The organism is Streptomyces sp. NPDC003023 (assembly GCF_042888225.1).
Classification (GTDB): domain Bacteria; phylum Actinomycetota; class Actinomycetes; order Streptomycetales; family Streptomycetaceae; genus Streptomyces.
This window is the reverse complement of the sequence record NZ_JBIAPL010000009.1, coordinates 139863-161375: the sequence shown is the minus strand read 5'-3', so window position 1 is coordinate 161375 and position 21513 is coordinate 139863. Positions and strand designations below refer to the sequence as shown.

General features: G+C 69.8%; 13 protein-coding genes. 7 read left to right on the top strand and 6 right to left on the bottom strand.

What is annotated here, in order from left to right:
* Nucleotides 1-167: 167 nt before the first annotated feature.
* The 3 genes from ACFYV1_RS26640 to ligD all read right to left on the bottom strand — a co-directional run bounded on the left by ACFYV1_RS26640 (nt 168) and on the right by ligD (nt 2474).
* Nucleotides 168-599 (bottom strand): nuclear transport factor 2 family protein, encoded by a 432-nt coding sequence (locus ACFYV1_RS26640; RefSeq protein ID WP_389398117.1) that lies wholly within the window; start codon nt 597-599, stop codon nt 168-170.
* An 85-nt stretch (nt 600-684) separates the two neighbouring features.
* On the bottom strand, nt 685-1590 hold the full coding sequence (locus ACFYV1_RS26635) for an ATP-dependent DNA ligase (protein ID WP_389398116.1): 906 nt from the start codon (nt 1588-1590) through the stop codon (nt 685-687).
* Nucleotides 1587-2474, bottom strand: a complete 888-nt coding sequence (gene ligD / locus ACFYV1_RS26630; protein ID WP_389398115.1) for a non-homologous end-joining DNA ligase — start codon at nt 2472-2474, stop codon at nt 1587-1589. The genes ACFYV1_RS26635 and ligD overlap by 4 nt, the downstream gene beginning before the upstream one ends.
* 49 nt (nt 2475-2523) lie before the next feature.
* Here ligD and ACFYV1_RS26625 point away from each other — a divergent pair, with 49 nt between their 5' ends.
* Entirely contained in the window at nt 2524-3600 is a 1077-nt protein-coding gene (locus ACFYV1_RS26625; protein WP_389398114.1) for a Ku protein, read from the top strand.
* Nucleotides 3601-3612: 12 nt separating this feature from the next.
* Here the strand turns inward: ACFYV1_RS26625 and ACFYV1_RS26620 are convergent, their stop codons facing one another.
* Nucleotides 3613-4209, bottom strand: a complete 597-nt coding sequence (locus ACFYV1_RS26620; protein WP_389398113.1) for a TetR/AcrR family transcriptional regulator — start codon at nt 4207-4209, stop codon at nt 3613-3615.
* A gap of 51 nt (nt 4210-4260) precedes the next feature.
* On the opposite strand from ACFYV1_RS26620, the gene ACFYV1_RS26615 reads away from it, so the two are divergent.
* The 5 genes from ACFYV1_RS26615 to ACFYV1_RS26595 all read left to right on the top strand — a co-directional run bounded on the left by ACFYV1_RS26615 (nt 4261) and on the right by ACFYV1_RS26595 (nt 16856).
* Nucleotides 4261-5154: a DUF2867 domain-containing protein gene (locus ACFYV1_RS26615; RefSeq protein ID WP_389398112.1), complete on the top strand. Its 894-nt coding sequence runs from the start codon at nt 4261-4263 to the stop codon at nt 5152-5154.
* Nucleotides 5155-5305: 151 nt separating this feature from the next.
* Nucleotides 5306-5380 carry a 50S ribosomal protein bL37 gene (locus ACFYV1_RS26610; RefSeq protein WP_372460710.1) on the top strand — a complete coding sequence of 25 codons (75 nt, stop codon included), beginning with the start codon at nt 5306-5308 and terminating at the stop codon, nt 5378-5380.
* Nucleotides 5381-5742: 362 nt separating this feature from the next.
* The gene (locus ACFYV1_RS26605; RefSeq protein ID WP_389398111.1) at nt 5743-6735 is read left to right on the top strand and encodes a hypothetical protein; all 993 of its coding nucleotides are present in this window, start codon (nt 5743-5745) and stop codon (nt 6733-6735) included.
* A gap of 533 nt (nt 6736-7268) precedes the next feature.
* The gene (locus tag ACFYV1_RS26600; RefSeq protein ID WP_389398110.1) at nt 7269-16331 is read left to right on the top strand and encodes a DNRLRE domain-containing protein; all 9063 of its coding nucleotides are present in this window, start codon (nt 7269-7271) and stop codon (nt 16329-16331) included.
* An 84-nt stretch (nt 16332-16415) separates the two neighbouring features.
* Nucleotides 16416-16856: a hypothetical protein gene (locus tag ACFYV1_RS26595; protein ID WP_389398109.1), complete on the top strand. Its 441-nt coding sequence runs from the start codon at nt 16416-16418 to the stop codon at nt 16854-16856.
* A gap of 270 nt (nt 16857-17126) precedes the next feature.
* On the opposite strand, the gene ACFYV1_RS26590 is transcribed toward ACFYV1_RS26595, so the two are convergent.
* Nucleotides 17127-18359 carry a PQQ-binding-like beta-propeller repeat protein gene (locus tag ACFYV1_RS26590; protein WP_389398108.1) on the bottom strand — a complete coding sequence of 411 codons (1233 nt, stop codon included), beginning with the start codon at nt 18357-18359 and terminating at the stop codon, nt 17127-17129.
* 229 nt (nt 18360-18588) lie between these two features.
* On the opposite strand from ACFYV1_RS26590, the gene ACFYV1_RS26585 reads away from it, so the two are divergent.
* Nucleotides 18589-19320 carry a hypothetical protein gene (locus ACFYV1_RS26585; RefSeq protein WP_389398107.1) on the top strand — a complete coding sequence of 244 codons (732 nt, stop codon included), beginning with the start codon at nt 18589-18591 and terminating at the stop codon, nt 19318-19320.
* A gap of 529 nt (nt 19321-19849) precedes the next feature.
* Here the strand turns inward: ACFYV1_RS26585 and ACFYV1_RS26580 are convergent.
* The gene (locus tag ACFYV1_RS26580) at nt 19850-21382 is read right to left on the bottom strand and encodes a CBS domain-containing protein (RefSeq protein WP_389398106.1); all 1533 of its coding nucleotides are present in this window, start codon (nt 21380-21382) and stop codon (nt 19850-19852) included.
* Nucleotides 21383-21513 lie beyond the last annotated feature (131 nt).

Below are 21513 nucleotides of genomic sequence, written 5' to 3'. Positions count from 1 at the left end.
CGCGCCTGACCCCGTCCCGCGCCCGGACCGCCCTCGGAACCGGATCGGACCCGGAACCGGATCGGACCCGGAACCGGATCGGACCCGGAACCGGATCGGACCCGGAACCGGATCGGACCCGCAACCGGATCGGACCCGGCCCTGGGGCCGGGTCCGTCGGACGGTTCTCAGCGCAGGTTGTCGCCCCAGCCGCCCTGCATCATCGTCTGGAACGCCCACGTCCCGTCCCGCCGGATGAGGATGTCGGCGTACCGCAGCTGCTGGGCCCGGCCGTCCATCGTCATGGTCGAGTCCGTGAAGACCACGGCCATCGCGGGGGAGAGGAACACCGGCGTACGCACCGACTCGAAGGTGATGTCCTCGCTCCCGTCGCCCATCACATGCCCCATGGTCTCGATGAACCGACCGCGGTCCCACTGGGCCGAGGCACCGTTGCCCGCCGAGTCGTCGCTGATCAGGTTGAGCGGGAAGACGGCCATGTCCGCCATGCGCCCGACCTCGCGCTTGGCGCTGTGCGCGTCGTAGGCGGCGAACCACTCCTGGATGCTCGCCAGCTCCTCCGCGCTCGGGGTGTATCCGGTGTCGGGCAGAAACGTCACACTTTCTCCTTGCCGCTCGTCAAAAGGGGCCACTCGCGTGGCGTCGAGAAAGGTAGTGCCCGCACCCGTCATTAGTCAAACTTGATTAATCGAGTTCTTCGGGGAGCCTCAGCCGTACGACCCTCGTCACCGTGTGCCGCGTCGTGCCCAGTTCCACCTCGGCCGTCACCCCCGGCTCCACCAGCCGGTACGCGACCTCGCCGATCCCAGTGGCCACCGCCGCCCCCTCGGCCCCGCTCGCCCGCCCGGCCAGCAGCGCCGCCGCCTGTGCCCGCATCGCGGGCGGCATGGGGCTGGAAACGACCGGGACGTCGTCGTCGGGCAGTACGACCACCAGGGCGCCGGGCCGCGCCGGGCCCCCGGTGAAGCCGACGACGGCGGCGTCGTGCGTACGGGTGTGCCGCAGCTTGCGCCACAGCCGCACGCCGCCGCGGTAGGTCTGGTCGAGCCGCTTGATCACCAGCCCCTCGACGCCTGTCGCCGGCAGGCTCTCGTACCAGCGCTCCGCCTCCGCCGCGTCGAGCGTCATCGGAACGGGCTGCAGCGGCGGCCCCAGCGGCTCCGTCAGCGCCACCAGTCGCGCCCGCCGCCTCCCGTACGCGAGCGGCCGCAGATCCTCGCCGGCCTCGGCGAGCAGGTCGAACGCGGCGTACGAGGCGGGCAGCGCGCGTGCCAGCGCGGGCGCCCGCCCCGGTGTCGCGGCCGCCCTCTTCTGCACGGCGGCGAAGTCGGTGCGCCCGTTCCGCCACACCACGACCTCGCCGTCGAGGACCGTGTCGTCGGGCAACTCCCGGGCCGCGGCGGCGAGGTCGGGGAACGCGGCCGTGACGATCCGCCCCGAACGGGCCTGGAGCAGCACCTCGCCACCGAGGCGGAAGATCACCATGCGGTGGCCGTCGAACTTGGGCTCGTACGCCAGCCCGCTCCCGCGCGGCAGCGCGTTCACCGTCTCGGCGAGTGCGACCTTCAGGGGCGGCCGGGGCAGCGTCACGGCAGGTGCCCGGCGCCGTCGCGCTCGTCGAGCGGGCCGAGCAGATCCCCGTACCGCTCCAGCCTGGGCGGGATGTCGGAGAGCCGGAAGACGAGACCCGCTCCGTCCGTCCGCCCCTGCTCGACCTCCTCCCAGGTCACCGGGGCCGAGACGGTCGGCTCCCGGCGGGCCCGCAGGGTGTACGGCGCGGCGGTGGTCTTCGCGGCCGCGTTCTGGCTGTGGTCGACGAAGACCTTGCCGGGCCGCAGGGCGCGGGCCATCCGGTGCAGCACCAGCTTCGGCAGCGCGGCCTCGCCCTCCACGGCCAGCGACTTCGCGTAGGCGGAAACCCGCTCGGAGGGGGTGGGCTCCAGCGGCACGGCCAGATGGAGCCCTTTCGACCCCGAGGTCTTGGCGTACGCGTCCAGGCCGTCGCGCGCGAGCCGTTCGCGCAGCCACAGGGCGACCTCGCAGCACTCGGCGACCGTGGCGGGCGCGCCGGGGTCGAGGTCGAACACCAGGCGGTCGGCGACGGCCGGCTCGGCCGCCCGCCACTGCGGAGTATGGAACTCCACCACCAGATTGGCCGCCCATACGAGTGAGGGGAGATCGTCGATCACGACCTGGCGGGCCCCGGGGTCCTCCGAACGCGGGACCGGGGCCGTGCGCACCCACTCGGGGGTCCCCGGCGGCGGGTTCTTGGTGAAGAACACCTGGCCGTCGGGGCCGTCCGGGTATCTGAGGAACGAGACGGGGCGGCCCCGGAGGTGGGGGAGGATCGCCTCCGCCGTGACGGCGTAGTAGTGCACGATCTCGCCCTTGGTGGTCCCGGTGGCGGGGTGGATGACCTTCTCCAGGTTGGTGAGCGCCAGGCGCCGCCCCTCCACCTCCGTGATCGGCGTCATACGATGAGAATCCCACGATTTCCGGAATTTCGGATGAAAGGGACGAAACGTGCGATCCATCTGGAACGGCGCGATCTCCTTCGGGCTGGTCAGCATCCCGATCAAGCTGGTCAACGCCACCGAGAACCACTCCGTCTCCTTCCGTCAGATCCACGCCGCCGACGGCGGCCGGATCCGCTACCGCAAGGTGTGCGAGCTGGAGGAGAAGGAGGTCACGCAGGCCGAGATCGGCAAGGCGTACGAGGACGCCGACGGGTCGATGATCCCGATCACCGACGAGGACCTCGCCACCCTCCCGCTGCCGACCGCGAAGACGATCGAGATCGTCGCCTTCGTCCCCGCCTCCGAGATCGACCCGCTCCAGATGGACGCGGCCTACTACCTCTCCGCGAACGGCGTGCCGGCCGCCAAGCCGTACACGCTCCTGCGCGAGGCGCTCAAGCGCAGTCAGCGCGTCGCCATCGCCAAGTTCGCCCTGCGCGGCCGGGAACGGCTCGGCATGCTCCGGGTCGTCGACGACGTGATCGCCATGCACGGGTTGCTGTGGCCGGACGAGATCAGACGTCCGGAGGGAGTGGCGCCGCAGACCGACGTGAGCGTCAGGGACGCCGAACTCGACCTGGCCGACGCGCTGATGGACACCCTCGGCGAGGTCGACCTCGAGTCGTTGCACGACGACTACCGCGAGGCGGTCGAAGCCATGATCGCCGCGAAGGTGGAGGGCGGCGGCGCCGCCCTCGAGCCGGCTCCCGCGGAACGCGAGGGCGGCAAGGTCATCGACCTGATGGCCGCGCTGGAGAGCAGTGTGCGGGCGGCGCAGGAGGCGCGCGGCGAGGGGGCGCAGGCGCCCGGAGGCAACGAGGCGGAGGTGACGCCGATCAAGGGCCGGCGCTCCGCGGCGGCGCCCAAGGCCGCCGACACGAAGAAGTCGACGTCCGCCGCCAAGAAGACCGCGGCGAAGAAGACCGCGGCCAAGTCGACTTCCACGGCGGCGAAGTCGTCGTCCACGGCCGCCCGGAAGTCCGCGTCGAAATCCACCGCGAAGTCGGCGTCCTCGGCGTCCTCGGCCAAGAAGACCGGTGCGAAGAAGACGGCCTCGACGGCCAGGAAGCGCTCCTCCGCGTGAGGGTCCGGCCCCCTACGGCCGGACCAGGATGTCGACGACCGACTCCAGGTAGGCGTCGCGCGACTGCCCGGCGGGCAGCGCCCGCGGCACGGCGTGCGCGAGCTGGGTGTGCCCGAGGTAGCTGCTGTACGCGAGCAGTCCGCGCCGCGCGGCTTCCGCCGCCGGGAAGCCCAGCTCCTCGAAGAGCCGTGCCACATATCCGATGCGGCGCTCCGTGACGCGCTCCAGCACGGCGCCGACCCGGGGATGGTCGGCGGTGGCGAGCAGCGACACCTCGAGCGGGTCCTCGGCGGCTGACGTCGTCGCGTGGTGCAGCAGGGTGCGCAGCCGTCTCCCGGGATCCGGCTCCACCTCGATGGCCGTGATGATCTGCTCGGTGCAGATCTCCTCCCAGCGCTCCAGTGCGGCCGCGATCAGCGCGTCCCGGTTGGCGAAGTGCCAGTAGAAGCTGCCCTTGGTCGTGCCGAGCCGGGCGGCGAGCGGCTCCACCGCGACGCCGGCGAGCCCGCGCTCCGCCATGGCGGCAAGGGCCGCGTCGGCCCAGTCCCGGGCGGTGAGCCGCTTGCGTCCCGGTGTCGTCTTCCCGGCCTCCGCCGTCGGTCGCGCCATGTCCGTACGCTACCGTACGGAAAAACATACGCCACCGTATGGAGGTGTGGGATGCGCACGCTGCGAAACGTCCACGAGCGGGTCGTCGAGGCACCGGCCGAGGCCGTCGGAGCCCTCCTCGACCGGCTCTCCTCTCCCGACGACCCCATCTCCCCGAGCCCGCTCTGGCCGCCGATCCGGTTCGACCGGCCGCTGGGCGTCGGGGCGGACGGTGGCCACGGCTTCATCCGCTACTCGGTGGGGGCGTACGAGCCCGGCCGCCGGATCCGCTTCGACTTCCCGCCGCCGGAGCGCGGCTTCCACGCACTGGAGATCGAGCCGCTGGACGGCGGCCGCTGCCGCGTGCGCCATGTGCTCGAACAGCCCCAGGGGGTACGGGAGACCGTCGTCTGGGCCCTGGTCGTCCGGCCCCTGCACGACGCCATGATCGAGGACCTGCTCGACAACGCCGTGCGCGCCGCCGTCCCCGACGCCCCTGTGCGGCCCGCCCGTTGGACCCGGCGGGCACGTCTGCTCCACTCCCTCGTCCGCGCCCGGCCGAAGGCGGTCACGCCCCCGGACGCCGCACTGCTCGCCCGCCGCGCCTTCACCCGCCCGGACTTCACCGACGCCTGCCGCGTTCCGCTGGACCCCGGCATGCCCCTGGACCCCGACGCCTGGCGCACCGTCCTTCCCTTCCCGGTCAGGGCGACCGCCGAGAACGAGATCCTCCTCGGCGAGGACGCCGGCCATCTGGACTTCCGCGCCTCGCTCCTCGTCGACGGCGACACGGTCGCACTCACGACGGTGGTGCGGATCCACAACCTGCGGGGCCGCCTGTACTGGGCGGCCGTACGCCCCTTCCACCCGCTCGCGGCCCGTCTGATGCTCGCCCGCGCGTACCGCCGTCTCGCCCGCGACGCCGCCCCGGCGTCCGTCCGTGCGGCGGGTCCGGCAGCGAGCTGAGTCGAGCGCTCGCCGCGGGAAGCGCCGAGGCGCCGGGCACCGGCCCGGGTGTCGTGCGACCTGGGCGATACCGGCGACCTGATGCGGGGCCGGGTCGCCGAACCTAGACTGGCGACGCCCGGAAGATCCCGAATCGAGGGAGACGCGCATCATGTCCAAGCGAGGCAACAAGCGGCGCGCCCGCAAGAAGAAGGGCGCGAACCACGGCAAGCGCCCCAACACCTGACCGAGCGGCCGCACAGGCCGACCCGCCGGAGCCGGACCCGCCGATCACGGGGTCCGGCTCCGGTGCGCCGCGCCCACGGGAGGTCCCGTCGACCGGTGGTGCCGGCACCCGTCGGGAGGGGCGGCTCCGCCTTGGGACGGTGCGGCTCCCCGTGAGAACCCGGGAGCGGAGCCCGTACGGAATTCGCCGACATGTTCGCACTTCGTGGTCCATGAGGTAGCTTCCGGGAGGGCGGCCGCCACCGATGCCTGCCGCCCAAGTCGCCTGCGTCGCCAGGTGGTTGGGTGGACCGCGTGCTCACTGCCACCCGTGCGCCGCGGCGCGGGCCGGACCCGACGGATCACCGGGACGGAGCCCGCCACATGGAATCCATGTCGTATCTGGACCTGCACGAGAAGTTCGCCGCGGACATCGACGCCGAGACGGAGAAGGCGCTCGAGGAACTCGGCCCGGCGGACGGGGAGCTGCGCAGCGCCGTCACCGGTCTGTTACGGCATCAGCGGTTCAGGTACCCCTTGTCCGTACTGCCGTTGCTCGTGCACGGCGCCGAGACCGGCGCCCCCGGGCCGGCCGTCCCGCTCGCCGTCGTGCACGACCTCTGGTGGACCTCGGCCTGCTACCTCGACGACGTGGCCGACGGCAACTCGTCGATCGTGGCCGGTGGGGCGATGAGCGCGAGCGAGGCCCTTCTCGCCTCCGTGGTCACCGGTCACGTACTGCCGCTTCGCGTCCTGCGGTCCCTCCCGGCGCCGGAGGCGGTACGCGGCGCCCTGACGGACGAGGCCCTCGCCTGCGCGGCAGCCGCCGCGGAAGGGCAGCTGGCGGACGTGCGCGGGGACGCGGCGGGTGCCACCCGCGGATCCGTCCTCGCCGCCTACAGAGGCAAGTCGAGCGCCCCCTTCGCCATGATCACGGCGATGGCGGCGACCCTGGCGGGGGCGGACGCGCGGCGGACCGGCCTGTGGCGCGACTTCGGCGCCGTCTTCGGCATCCTGTGGCAGCTCTTCAACGACCAGGAGGACATGGTCTCCGGGCGCCACGAGGACCTGCTGAACGGCACGGTGACGTATCTGGTCGCCTGCGCCCTCGACGGCGGCGCGTCGGAGCCCGCCGAACGCGTCCTGTCCCTGCACGCCGCGGCCCGTGGATCACAGGCCGCCCGCGCCGCGTTCGGGGCCCTGCTGCGGTCCCCTTCCAACCTCCGCCGCTACGCCGCGGACCTCGCCGGGTTCCGCTCCGACGCCCACCGCCTCCTGACGGAACTGGGCGGCGACGCCGAGTACCTGCCCGTGCTGCGGCAGCTCGTGGACCGGGCGTCCGGGATGCTCCTGCGAGAAGCGACGGACGAGGTGTGAGGGCGCCCTCGCCCGTGGCCCGGGTGGGCTGCATGGGCACGTGCATGCCGCATCGAGCGGGTACTTCAACACCCTGATGCGCTCCGTCGGCAGCTCCGTGCCGACCGCCGTGACGGGCGTGGTCCTGGCCCGGACGACCGCGGAGTTCGGGCCGTACTCCTGCCCTCCGAGGACGGCTTCCGCGCCGCGATGCTGATCGGCTGCGGCTGCGGCTGCGGCGTGGGGTGGTGGCGGCGGTCGCCGCCGTCCTCATCCCGGTGCGTGCGGTATCCGTGGATCCGGGCCCAGAAGGAGGCCGGGGCGCGGCCCCGGCCGCGGCGTCCCGCGCCGGCTCGGTGACGTCCGAGGCCGCGCTCCGGCCCGTCGGCCCGCCCGCCCCCGAAGGCGGGCGGGCCGGCCGGTCGGACGAGCCCGGCGCCGTCGCCGCAAGAGCCGCCCCAAGAGCCGCCCCAAATGTCGTACTGCTTGACATGCCCTGGCTCAACATCGCTACAACTCGCTGTCGTAAAGCCTCCGTTGAGCGAGGAGAGACGATGTTCAAGAGACGGACGCGACGCGCGCTGGTCATCAGCTGCGTCGTGGCGGTGGCCGCCACAGGTGTGCCGCAACCGGCGTTCGCCACGCCATCCGGCGAAGGCGGTACCGGGATCGTCAGCGGGCTGAAGAACTTCCTCGGCCTGGACGACGACGAACCGGCCGCCGCCGCCGAACCACCGAAGCTGCCGGACACCGCGGTGCCCGGCAACGAGCGACTGCCCAAGGGCAGGAACGCCCCGGCACCCAAGCGGGTCAAGGAACTCACCGAACGGCGCACCCCCAACGCCCGCTACTGGCAACTGTCCGACGGACGGGTCCAGTCCGAGGTCTCCGCCGTGCCCACGCACTACGACGCGGGCAAGTCCTGGCAGGCCATCGATCCCACCGTGAAGCCCGCCGACCGCAAGGGCTTCACCCTGGCCAACACCACCAACGTCGCGCGCACCTACTTCGGTGAGCGTCCCGGTGAACTCGTCCGCTTCGAACTCGACGAGGGCCACTGGGCCGCCATCGGCATCAAGGGCGCCACCGGCAGCCTGAAACCGGAGGCCGACGGCTCCACCGTCACGTACAAGAACGCCCTCGGTGCCGGCACCGACCTCACCTACGACGTCGGCAACGGCACCGTGAAGGAGGGCATCGTCCTCAATTCGGCGCCCACCACGGCGCCGTCCTACGAATTCACCCTCACCACCGGCGGGCTGCGCGCCGAGCGCCGTGCGGGCGGCTCGATCGCCCTCTACAGCGAGAGTTCCGGCCCCGGCCGTCCCGCGCTGGTCATCCCCGCCCCGTTCATGACGGACGCCGAGAAGGACGCCGAGTCCCCCTACGGGGTCGCCGGCACGGACCGCGTCGAGCAGAAGCTCACCGGCAAGGGCACCTCGTACACGCTCACCCTGCGGCCCGACGCCGCGTGGCTCAAGGCGCCCGAGCGCCGCTACCCGGTGATCGTCGACCCGACCATCTCCATCGCGCCCACGTCCTCCCAGTCCCAGGACGTGATGATCAGCTCCGACGGCCCGGCGTCGAACTACGACGGCAACTGGCGCCTGTCGGTGGGCAACACCAACAGCGGATCGTCCCGCGCCCTGCTGCGGTTCCCGCTGGGGGCCGTGCCCGCCGGCACGACGCTGGACTCGGCCGACCTCAAGCTGTACTACGACCAGACCCACACCACGGGCGACAGCGAGGTCCGGCTGGAGGCGCACCGCGCCACCGCCGCCTGGGACGAGACCACCGCGACCTGGGACAACGCCTCCGGCATCACCGGTGAGCTGTCCGGCACCTCCGTCCTGGTCGACGACCGCGACAGCGGCACCACCGCCGCCAAGGGCTCCTGGCCGGCGTCCGGGAACACCGCCTACACGCAGTACGCGGTCAACCAGGACTACCTGTACAACAAGGACTCCGTCGCGGGTGACACCTACACCTGGCAGCCGAACCTCCCCGAGGACGGCGACTACCTGGTCGAGGCGCACTACGTTCCCGCCTCCGACCGCGCGACGAACGCCCCGTACACCGTGACCTACGCCGGCGGCAGCAAGACGTACAGCGTCGACCAGCGGGCCGGCACCGGCGGCGTGTGGAAGACGCTGGGCACCCACCCGTTCAAGGCGGGCACCGCGGGCAAGGTCGTCCTCGGCGACGGCCCCGCGTCCACCTCGACCGCGGTCCTGGCCGACGCCGTGCGCTTCAGCAAGGGCGGGGTGGTCACCAAGAAGCCGGCCGAGTCCAACACCTGGCACAGCTTCCCGGTGACGAAGACGGTCCAGTCCTGGATCGACGGCACCCACACCAACCACGGCTTCGTCGTCAAGGCGGGCGACGAGAGCGCGAACGGCCCCAAGGGAGGCCCGCGCTACGAGGCGGCCGAGTACGCCTACAAGGGCGAGGTCGCCAACTACCCCAAGCTGCAGCTCACCTGGGGCCGTCCCGGCACCACGCTCGACGCCCCCTCGGTGATCCACGCCACCGGCGCCGAGCTCAAGTGGTCGGCCTACCAGGACCAGGACCCGATCAGCGACCGGGACGACATCGTCGAGTACCAGGTGCACCGCAGCGTCTTCCAGACGTTCACGCCGTCACCGCAGACGCTGATCGCCCCTGTCCCGGAGACCACCACCACGTACACCGACACCACCGCGACGCCGACCCCGGCGGACTCGGTGGACGCGTTCGGGAACGTTTTCTACTACATGGTCGCCGTCAAGACCAAGGACGGCCAGATCATCCCGGCGCCGACCCGGATCGTGAAGCTGCCCAAGGCGGGCCGCACCACACTGGTCCTCCAGGGCGACGCCGCCGACACCACGCTGTCCACCACACAGCCGACCACCGGCCACGACGCCATCGAGGACTCCGGCATCGGCCACCCGTGGCTGTCCGTCGGCAACAACTCGTCCACGTACGGCACGACCCGGGCACTGCTGAAGTTCCCGGCGCTCAGTCAGGTGCCGTCCGCCTCCCGCGTCATCGACGCCCAGCTGGACGTGTGGGGCACCACCACGACCACCGGCACTTCCGGCGCCGTCTACGAGGTCCATGCCCTGAACCGGGCCTTCGACGAGGCCGCCGCCTCCTGGAACAAGGCGACCGCCACCACGTCGTGGACCACCCCCGGCGGCGACATGGACCCGGCCGTCGCGGACACCGTCGGCACGGTCACCAACGACCCGGCCCGCCAGTCCTGGAACGTCACCTCGCTGGCCCAGGGCTGGGTGAGCGACCCGACGTCCGACAACGGCCTCGCGATCAGGCTCCAGGACGAGTCGTCCACCGGACCGCAGGAGCGGACGATCTTCCTCTCCTCGGAGGCGGAGGAGCCGCAGCTGCGCCCGCAGCTCGTCGTGACCTACCTCGCCAAGTCGACGGACTCGACGTACTTCTCGCCCTACACCCCCGCCCGGATGACACCGGGTGACCGGTACACCGTCGACGTCACCGTCACCAACACCACCACCAGCGTCTGGAAGGCCGCCGACCAGGCCCTGTCGTACACCTGGTCGCTGCCGGACGGCACCGACGCCACCACCGGCGGCAACCAGGTCTTCACGGCACTCCCCGAGGACCTGCTGCCCGGCCAGTCGGCCACCGTCAAGGCCGCGCTCCAGGCGCCCATCAACTCGGACTCGGGCAACAAGCGCCTCGACTACGTCCTCAAGTGGGACCTGCGCAACCGGACGGCGGGCACCTGGCTGTCGGCGACGGAGTCCATCCCGCCGCTGGCGCAGAACGTCCGCGTCGAGGACCCGACGTCCAACCAGCTCGGCCTGGAGAAGTTCTACTCGTACGCGGGCAAGAACACCGGCGCCGGCTCGTCCATGATGACGAACCTGTACGCGGGCAACACGGTCTGGCAGTACAACGCCTTCACCAACCCGGGCCGCGGACTCGCCACGTTCGCCCGCTTCGCCTACAACTCGCAGGACACCTCGGACACCGTCCTCGGCCACGGCTGGTCGGCGCAGACCGCGATGCCGCTGCGGCTCGGCGCGGCCCTCGACTTCCACCCGAACCCGAACCCGACCGAGGTGACGCTGCCCGACGGCGACGGCACCGCGCACATCTTCCGCAAGCAGGAGGACGGGACGTGGAAGGCCCCGTCGGGCGTCCACTACCTGCTGCGGCAGGGCGAGGGCGTGGACTGCACCCCGAACAAGGACGGCGACCCGAAGGCATGGTCGCTGACCCGTCCCGACCGTTCGCAGTTCTTCTTCGACTGCGACGGCTACCTCACGTCGATCACCGACAAGAACGGCAACACGCAGACCTACACGTACGAAGAGCGCAAGTCGAACAACAAGCCGGTCAAGTTCCTGCGGTACATCACCGACCCGGCCGGCCGGCAGAGCCTGACCGTCGAGTACTACACCAAGGCGGACACCAGCAGCCCGAAGATCATCGACCACGTCAAGTCGATGACCGACATCTCGGGCCGCAAGGTGACACTCGAGTACTCGGACAAGGGGCTGATGACGAAGCTCACCGACGGCGCGGGCTCGTCCCAGCCGAAGGTGTTCGGGTTCGTCTACGACGCCGAGCAGGGCAACAAGAACGCCAAGCTGGTCAAGGTCACCGACCCGCGCGGCAACGCCACCTCGCTGGACTACTACTACCCGAGCGAGGGTGACGACCCGAAGTTCCACTGGAACACCCAGACGATCACCGACCGTCTGGCAGGCACCACCGGATACGTCTACACCGATCCGGACGGCACCGCGGGCTCGTTCATCGAGACCAAGGTGACCGACGCCGAGAACCACACCACCACCCAGTCGCTCGACGGCTACGGTCGCCCGAACACCATCACCAACGCCAAGTCGGAGACGACGAAGCTGGCCTGGGACGCGGACAACAACGTCACGCGCGTCGAGGAGGCCAACGGGGCGTTCAGCACCTGGGTCTACGACCAGAAGACCGGCTACCCGCTGGAGCAGAAGGACGCCGAGGCCAACAAGAACGGCACCGCGGCCCAGACCTTCACCTACTCCACGGGCCTGAACGGCCACATCGCCGACCTGTTCCAGAAGAAGTCCCCCGAGGGCCGCACCTGGCAGTTCGGCTACGACACCCGCGGCAACGTCACCTCGGTGACCGACCCCAAGGGCGTCGCCTCGGCGACCGAGGGCGACTACACCGCACGCACCGAGTACGACACGTACGGCCAGGTCACCCGGTCCATCGACGCCAACGGCCATGCGACCGCCAACAGCGGTTTCCAACCCGTCGGTTACCCGAGCACCATCACCGACGCCGCGGGCGGCGTCTCGCACTTCGACTACGACGTGCGCGGCAACGTCCTCAAGGTCACCAACGCCAAGGGCGCCGAGGTCACCCAGACCTACGACACCTTCGGCCGGCCGCTGACGAAGAAGGAGCCCAAGGACCAGGCCGCGGGCGTGTTCATCACGACCCCTGCGCCGGTCTACGACGCCAACGACAACATCACCAAGGCGACCGGGCCGAACGGCGCGGTGACCACGGCCGTGTTCGACACGGCTGACCAGCTCATCGAGTCCGGCGCGCCCGGCGACCTCGCGACCGACCCGGTCCGCCGCACCACGACGACGTACGACAAGGTCGGCAACATCGTCACCGTCACGGAGCCGAAGGGCAACGCGACCGCGGAGGCCGGCGACTTCACGACCACCACCGTCTACGACGCGATCTACCAGCCGGTCCAGGTCACCAACGCGCTCGGCGGCAAGGTCACCTCGACGTACGACAACGTCGGCAACGTCACCAGGATCGTCGACCCGCGGAAGAACGCCACCGCGGCGACCGACGACTACACCACCCTCTACCAGTACGACCTGAACCACCGGGTGGTGCGCACCACCGACGCCACCGGCGCCACCACCTCGGCCCGCTTCGACAAGGACGGCCTGACCGTCGGCCAGACCGACGCGGAGGGCAACGAGGCGCTCGCCACCTACGACGAGCGGGGCGCCCTCGTGGAGTCGAAGGTGCCGTTCAGCAAGGACGGCTCCGGCGCCATCACCCACCGCACGACCAGGTACGAGTACGACCAGGTCGGCAACCGGACCAGGACGATCACCCCGCGCGGTGTCGCGACCACCGACGACACCACGGACTACACCGCGGAGACCGTCTACGACGAACTGAACCGGGTCAAGGAGGAGCGTTCGCCCTTCGACAAGGACGACGCCCGCTACTCGACCCCCGACTCCACTCACTACTTCTACGACTCCGTCGGCAATCTCAGCTCCGTGTCCGCGCCGCCCTCCGACGGCCAGAGCACACGCAACGTCACCCAGTACACGTACTACGACAACGGCTTGACCCGGACCTCGAAGGACCCGTGGGACATCACCACGTCCTACGACTACAACGAGCTCGGCCAGCAGACCAAGAACACGCTGACCGCGGCCGGTGGCTCCCAGCAGCGCACCATGACCTGGGACTACTTCCAGTCCGGCAACCAGCGGGCCCGCTCGGACGACGGCATCCCCGTCGGCAAGCAGGTCGTCATGGTCGACAGCTCGGACTTCAACAACACGGCGATCCAGGGCAACTGGTCCCGCACACAGGCCGAGCAGCAGTACGGATACGACACCTACTCGCACCCGGCGGGCACCGGGACCTCGCAGTTCGTGTGGCAGCTCAACATCCCGCAGAACGGCACCTACGAGGTCTTCGTACGCCACCCGAAGGCCACGGGCGCCGCGAGCAACGCCACGTTCAAAGTCGACCACGACGGCGGCAGCGCCACCAAGGTGGTCGACCAGAGCCAGAACCCCGGCACGTGGATCTCGCTCGGCAGCTACTCCTTCGTCGAGGACGGCCCGCAGAAGGTCTCCGTCACCGACCAGGCCAACGGCACGGTCCTCGCCGACGCGGTGAAGCTGGTCCGCTCCAACACCGGTGAGACCGACAACGAGAAGAAGGACTTCACCTACACCTACGACGCCAACGGCAACATGGTGCAGGTCAAGGACAACTCGCCCGGGGCGAAGGCCGACACGTACAGGATCGCGTACGACGGTCTCAGCCGCATCGCCAAGGTCGAGGAGGTCGCGGCCGGCACGGTGAAGAACACCACCGCGCTGACCTACGACGAGAACGGCAACCCCGTCACCTCCACGCACGACCTGACCTGGTCGAAGATCGACTACGACGCCAGGGACATGGTCGCGAAGGTCACCAACGCCGATTCGCCGACGGCCGGCAACCAGCAGATCTCCACGATGACCTACACCGCCCGCGGTCAACTGCTGAAGCAGACGAAGGCCAACGGCAACACGCTCGACATGACGTACTACCTCGACGGGTCCGTCAAGCAGTCCCTCGAGAAGAAGTCCGGCGGCACGGTCGTCTCGCAGCACGACCTGGAGTACTCGCCCAACGGGCACCGCTCCAAGGACGTGCTGAAACTGATGAACGCCGACGACAACTCGGCCTACATCAACAACACCTACACCTTCGACTACGACCCGCAGGACCGGATCGCCCAGGTCACCAAGGCCGGTGACAGCCCGGCGACCGAGAAGTACACCTACGACCGCAACAGCAACGTCATCGAGCAGACGGTCGAGGGCTCCACCACCACCCACCGCTACGACCGCAACAGGCTGCTGTCCTCGTCCGCGGGCGGTGTCACCTCCACCTACAACTACGACCCGCTGGGCCGCCTCGACACGGTCAGCACCGGCGGCCAGACGTCGCAGAAGCACTACTACGACGGCTTCGACCGCACTGTGAAGACCCGTGCCGGAAGCGGCGCGTCGGCCGTGACCACGACGTACGTCTTCGACCCGTTCGACCGGACGGTCTCCCAGAGCACCTCCGGCACCGAGCCGAAGACCACGGCGTTCACCTACCTCGGCATGGACAGCACCGTCCTGCGCGAGGAGATCGACGGCAAGGCCGACAAGGACTACCAGTACCTCGCCGGCGGCCAGCGGGCCACGCAGATCAAGCACAAGGACGACGGCACCAAGGAGTACTCGCAGTACGTCACCTCACCGCGCGGCGACGTCGAGGCCATCACCAAGGAGGACGGCAACACCCGCGCCACCTACGGCTACACCGCGTACGGCAGCGACGACAAGTCGCAGATGACCGGCGCCGACAAGCCGGACGAGGCGAACCCCGACAAGGAGTCGTACAACGCCTTCCGCTACAACTCGTCCCGCTGGGACAAGGCGTCGGGCACGTACGACATGGGCTTCCGGAACTACGACCCGGGCCTGAACCGCTTCCTCACCCGTGACGCGTACGGTGGCGCGCTCGCCGACATGTCACTGGCCACCGACCCGTTCACCGGCAACCGCTACGCCTTCGCCGGCGGCAACCCGATCAGTTTCGTCGAACTCGACGGGCACCTCTTCGGGCTCTCGCTGTCCGACATCGGCCACGCGGCGCTGGACGTCGTCGGTCTGATCCCGGTGGTCGGTGAGGTCGCCGACGTCGCCAACGGCATCTGGTACGCCGCCGAGGGCAACTACGTCGACGCCGCACTGTCCCTGTCGTCCGCGATTCCGTTCGCCGGGTACGCGGCGACCGCGGTCAAGGCCGGCAGGTACGCCAAGAAGGGCCTCGACGCGGCCGACAGCGCGAACGACACCCGCAAGGCGGTCGACAACGTGGGCGACGCGGCCACGCCGCCGAAGCCGAAGACGGACACGCCGGAGGCGCCTGCCAAGCCGAAGGCCGAACCCGAACCGGTGGCGAAGCCGAAGGACGAGCCGGCCGCCACCTGCCCGCTGCCGAACAGCTTCGTGCCCGGTACGCGCGTGCTCATGGCGGACGGAACGACACGAAACATCGAGGAGCTCGAGAGCGGCGACCAGGTGCTGGCCACGGACGTCGAGAGCGGTGACACCCGTGCCCGGGCGGTCATCGGCACCCGCAGTCACGACGGCCTCAAGTCCCTTGTCACGCTGACCGTGGACACGGACGGCTCCGCCGGAAGGGCCACCGCGAAGATCACCTCGACATCGGAGCATCCGTACTGGCTGCCCGACGCCGGCAGGTGGGTGACCGCCGGTGAGCTGGAGCCCGGCATGTGGCTGCAGACCTCGGCGGGCACCTGGGTGCAGGCCACCGCGGTCAAGCACTCGACGAAGCACCAGCCCGTCCACAACCTGACCGTCGAAGCCGTCCACGACTTCTACGTGGTCGCGGGTGGTGCGTCCCTCCTCGTACACAACACCAACCCTGTCCCCGCCCCCGGATGCAACGGAGCCCTCCGCGGTCCGGGCGGTCAGTTCGCACCGAACCCCGCCACCCCGCCGAAGCCACCGGCGAGCGGCACGCACGGGAACTCGCTGAACAATCCCAACCCCACGACGCTCTACCAACTGGTTGACGCGAAGACCGGCGACCACCTGAAGTGGGGTATCACCAGCGAGGCCAACCCGATGTCCCGGTACACGAGTAAGTTCATGCGCGGTAAGCGCATGGACATCATCGCCACCGGAAACCGCAAGGACATGACTGCGCACGAGCGGTTCCTCACCTCCCGGTGGCCGGGACCGCTGAACAAGGAGAGCTGGGCCGGTAGCCTGCCGGCGTTCAGCCCTGGTCCGTTCGACTAAGTCGAACGCCTGAACCGCCGGGCGGTCCCGCGTGAGGGACCGCCCGGCGGGACCGGGAGCATCCGGATCACAGAAGGAGAGAGCGTGGCAGTCGAGGACGACTCCTGGGCGCCGTTGTTCGTGGGAGCCGTGGTGGGCGGACCCACCGCCCGCAACAGGCCGCTGTCGGACGGTGTGGGCCTTCTTGCGAGACTTGCTGACGAAGCACCCTGGACGCCGTCCGAGGACGAGACGGGCGTCGACGTGGTCTTCCACATCCCCGGACCACTCATGGCGCCGGATTACGAAGGTGTCCGCAGTGGGAGCCTGTCGCGGCGCGAACGTCTGATCATGGTCCAGGTGGCGGTGCCGGACGAGGTGTGCGACGAAGGCCCCGAGGGCGTGGCCGCACACCTGGCGGCCCGTCTCGTCGAGGCAGTCGACCTGGCGGTCGCCACGGTGGCGAAGCGCAAGGCGGCACTGCCCGTTTGGCAGGCCGTACCGATGGCACGGTCCGTCGCCGACCGGATCGCCGGACGTGGCTGAGCACGAGGTGCGACAGTCCGGGAAACAGCGGGTGGAGTCGGCGGACGGCGATTACACGTCAACAGGCGGGGAGTGAACCGGTCATGCGGAACTTCCGGCGCGTCGGGCGTCGCCGGGGCGAGGGGGCGGCGACGACGGCGAGCAGTCGGACGGCGACGGTCACGGAATCCTCCGGGACGGGTGGCGCGACGTACAGGAACCTGACGTCCCCACGACGGTGGGCCGCCCGACGGTCTTCCCCGATCACGGGAGGACCGTCGGGCACCCGGCTCAGACGGCCGGGAGGGCGTACAGACGCTTGCCGTGCATGACGGCGAGCCGCTTGCCCGCTCCCACCACGTACCACCGCTGGATGTCACCGGTGCCGTCGTTGTACGTCCAGCGCAGCTTGCCCGTCCCCGCGTCGAAGGCGTGGACGCCGCCGTCGTCGTCCAGCTGACTCGCCCCGTACACGGTGTTGCCGGTCTTCGTGAACTGCCAGGCGTACGCGGCCCTCTCCAGCAGGTCCTCGTTGTGCCAGACGATCTCGCCGGTGACCGGGTCGACCGCCCGCATGCCGCGCAGCCGGTCGGAGACGTACAGCACGCCGTCCAGCACCTGCGGGTCGTTGAACATGCCGAAGTCGTCCGTCTTGAGCGTCCAGCGCTCCGTGCCGTCGGCCACCTCGAAGGCCCGCAGCCGCTGACCGTCGGCGACGATCATCAGGCCCTCGTGCACGGCGAAACGCCGGTTGTTGAACCGGTCGATCTTCTTCGTCCACACCTGCTTGCCCGTCGCGGTGTCGCGTACGGTCACGTTCTTGCGGAAGTCCGTGTAGGCGAGGTGCCTGCCGATGACCTGGGCGGTGATGCCGTTGTCCTCGGTGCCCGCGTCGCGCTGCTCGCGCCAGACCACTTTGCCGGAGGTGGTGTCGATCGCGGCCACGACGTTGTTCGGTGTCGTGAAGTCCTTCTCGAAGATGCCGGCGAAGACATACACGTGCCGGTCGTCGGCGGCGACGGGGCGCGGCTGGCTGTACTCCTTGCCGAGCCGGCTCCGCCAGGACTCCTTCCCGGTGACCGGATCGAGACCCACGACGTCGCCGTCGTACTCGGCGCTGGCGAGGTAGATCGTCCCGCCGCCGAGAATGAGGTTCGCTCCCGGGACGGTGACACCCGCGCGGGACCATTTCTCCTCGCCGGTCGTGACGTCACGGGCGACGAGCGGGTCACCGGAAACCAGGACGAGGTCCCCGACGACCGCGAGAGCGCCGATGCCGGCCAGGCTGTTGTTCACGGTGTCCGCCTGCCACAGGGGCTTCGGCGCGGTGCCGGGCGGCGGTGTGGTGAACGAGTCACCGCCCTTGTCCCCACCGGGCGCGGCCGAGCCGCCGCCCGCAGCCCCCAGCTCCTCCTCGGGCGTGCACCCCCATGCACCGGCCCCCAGCGCGGCGAGCCCCAGCCCGGTCCCGGCCAGCCGCAATGCCTGCCTTCGCGATACCGCCCGGGTGTTACGTCGCTCCATGCCCGCCCCCTGTTGTCTCTGCACGTTGTCTCTGCGTGAATGAACGCCGAAACACTAACCGTCACTTTTCGGCCGACTCCCGCACGGTGCGCAACCACGACAGAGCCGTGAACGATCTGTCACATCAAGCCTTCGGCCTGAGGTCCCCCCCGCACGCACGGGCGCCGGGAAATCAGAGGACCCGACCCCGTTCCCTGAGGTAGGTTCGACACTGTTCGAAGGGGGAGAAGTGGCGAAGCTCAATCAGATCATCGCCGTGGAAAAAGGCGTCAAGAGCAAGTCGCTCCAGGACATCACCGCGGCCCACCACAAGGTCCAGAAGCCCGCGCTGCTGGCCGGCATCTCGCGCACCTACCAGCCGAAGGACGAGGAGGGCGAGCAACTGCCGCCCGAGTCGACACGGGTGCAGATGAAGGCCGAGGACGCGCTGCGGGAGATGTCGGGATCGCTGACCCGGCTGTTCGACGTCGTGGCCACCAAGGACTGGGCCAACTGCACAGCTCGCGCGGACGTCGTAGTCGACGGGCGGACCGTCGTGGCGGACGCGCCGGTGAGCTACCTGCTCTTCCTGGAGAAGCAACTCACCGACCTGCACACCTTCGTGAAGAAGCTGCCCGTGTTGGACGCCGCGGAGTCCTGGTCGCTCGACCCGTCGACGGACTGGTGGAAGACGGACCCCGTACGCACGATCCGTACGAAGAAGGTCCCGCGCAACCACGTCAAGGCCGAAGCGACGGACAAGCACCCGGCGCAGGTCGAGGTGTACTACGAGGACGTCCCGATCGGCTACTGGACGACGGTCAAGTTCTCCGGAGCCCTTCCCGCGAAGCGGGTCAACGAGCTGCTGGAGCGCGTCGAGAAGCTGCAGCACGCGGTGAAGTTCGCCCGCGAGGAGGCCAACAGCGCCGAGGTCACCGACCAGCGGGTCGGCGACGCGGTGTTCGGCTACCTCTTCGGCTGACCGCGACCCCGCCGGCGCCTTACCGCCGCCGGCCCCACAATCGCCCCCGCGTGCGAGCGCGGGGGTGCGCAACAGGCGCGGACCGGAACTGAGGACCGGTCCGTGCGATGGGCGCAAGCTGAAACTGAGGTTCAGCCTGAAGACGCGGTGACAGTGAAGGTTCGAGTCCTTCCCCCGGCACCAACACAGGCCGGGGTGGCCCAACATGGCAGAGGCAGCCGCGATCAAACTCAGACTCTCGCTCCAGCTTCAGCATCGCCACCGATCGCCAGATCGACCGGGTACGGACGAACGCCGGCGGATGCTGGTTCGAATCCCGCCTGCACCTCTCACACGGTGCGGTAGTTCAAAGGAAGAACACGACGGCCTGATGACTGATCCGTACTCTTAAAGGCCACTGGCGTGCGCAATTGGGTGGCATCCCCAGGGACCCGGGAGCTGGATACGACTCCCGGGTCCCGCCACGTCCTGACCCCCTCGGGGCCTGGAGCCCCGGAGTTCCCCGTACCCGGATCCACCTTCCGTGAAGTCAGGAACGCGGGTCGAGGGAGCGCATCAGATCCAGCAGTCCCTGCACCGGGCGAAGCTGCTCGTCGGTGATCGGATCAGGGCTGAAGTGCATGAGGCTGTTGCGGAACCCACGGCACTCTCTCAGAGCCGTGAGGAACAACTGCTGGTCGATCTCCCAGTCGAGGAGCGCCCAGTTCTCGTCCGCTTTCAGCAGATGGTCGTACGCCCCCAGCGTGAGGTCCGCTGCCGAGTGGACCTTTGCCGCTCTCCGTGGTGGCACAACGGCCCGGATGTTCTCCAGCGGCAGGGCCGCGTCCACAGCGCGGCGCAGGCGCTGCTCGATCTCCTCGAGCAGCACGAACGGCCGTACCCGCGTGCCGAACTGGACTGTGAGGTCGGCGGCGGTGATAAGGCCGCACACTTTGTGGTCGTGGTCGCGCACCAGGATGTAGCCGTTGCGCTGGACCTCCGGAATCCAGTCGAGGAGATCGTCGGACCGGTCCGCCTCGCGGGCAGTGACCGTCGCCGCGGCGAGACCGGCCTCGGGATCGGACATTCGGGCCCGTCCGATCGACTCCCAGCTGACGACACCGCGCAGCCGGTCGTCCTCGTCGAGGACGGGCAGTTGGCTGTAGCCGCGCAGGACCATCAGGGTCATGGCGGAGCGCAGGCTGTCCCCGGCACGGACGAACTCCGGCTTGCGGTCAGCGGCCTCCAGGTTGCTCACGTGGTATGCGATGGCCTGCGCCTCGGTCTCGACGACCGTGATGCCGGAGCGGGTGAGGTCACTGGTGCGTTCCTGGCCTGGCTCGGACCCGGCGGGGAGCACGGCGACCGTGCTGTCGAGGCTTCCCTCGGTGAACGGCGGAACGGTGACCAGCCCGCGGACTGTGAGCTCGGCCGCGATCTCGTCCGCGGCCGCCGCGGAGCGGCGCTGCACGCCCCAGATGCCCAGCAGGTCGCGTACGGACAGCTTGAGCGGGTCGTCCGTTCCCCGCCGCCGGACCTCCTCGTAGAGTCTGGCGGGCTCGGTCAGGGTGGTCGCGAGTTCGTCAGCGTCCGAGCGTCCGGGATCGGCGCCGGTGTCGGCTATGGCGGCGATCCGTTCGGCCGCGCCGAAGCGGCTGAGTTCGAAGACCGTGAGCAGGGAGCCCATGCTGTTGAGCAGATCCGGCCGGAACCGGTCGCGTCCGGCGTCCTTCACACGCCACTTCACCCGTCGCACGTGCGGGAAACCGTCCGCACGGTCGGGCTGGTACTCGTAGTCGCCGTCGACATGGCCGATCGCCACCAGCCCGGCGCGCTGCGGCAGCACCATCAGGTCACCGACCGCGATCTCGTTGCGGAAGCGGTGTAGTTGGCCCGTCCAGTTGCCGAGCGTGTATGTGCCCTCTTCGGGGTAGGCGGCGTCGACGGCGGCCCTGATCGCCTGCCGCGAGGTGCTGCCGGTCAGGTCGGGGACTTCGAGCCAGCCGGCGAGGACGACCCCCGCGTCGAGCGCTTCCCGCTCCCGTTCGCCGTTCCGTCCGGCTCTGACCACCCAAGCACGCATGCCACCAGATCCCCTCGCCGCAACCATGTGAACCAGCGATCATCCGATCACGCGCCGGCACCGCACAACGGCGATTTTCGGTCACCGGCCGGGCGGACCGGGCTCCTTGAAGCACCTCGCCGTACCCGGTC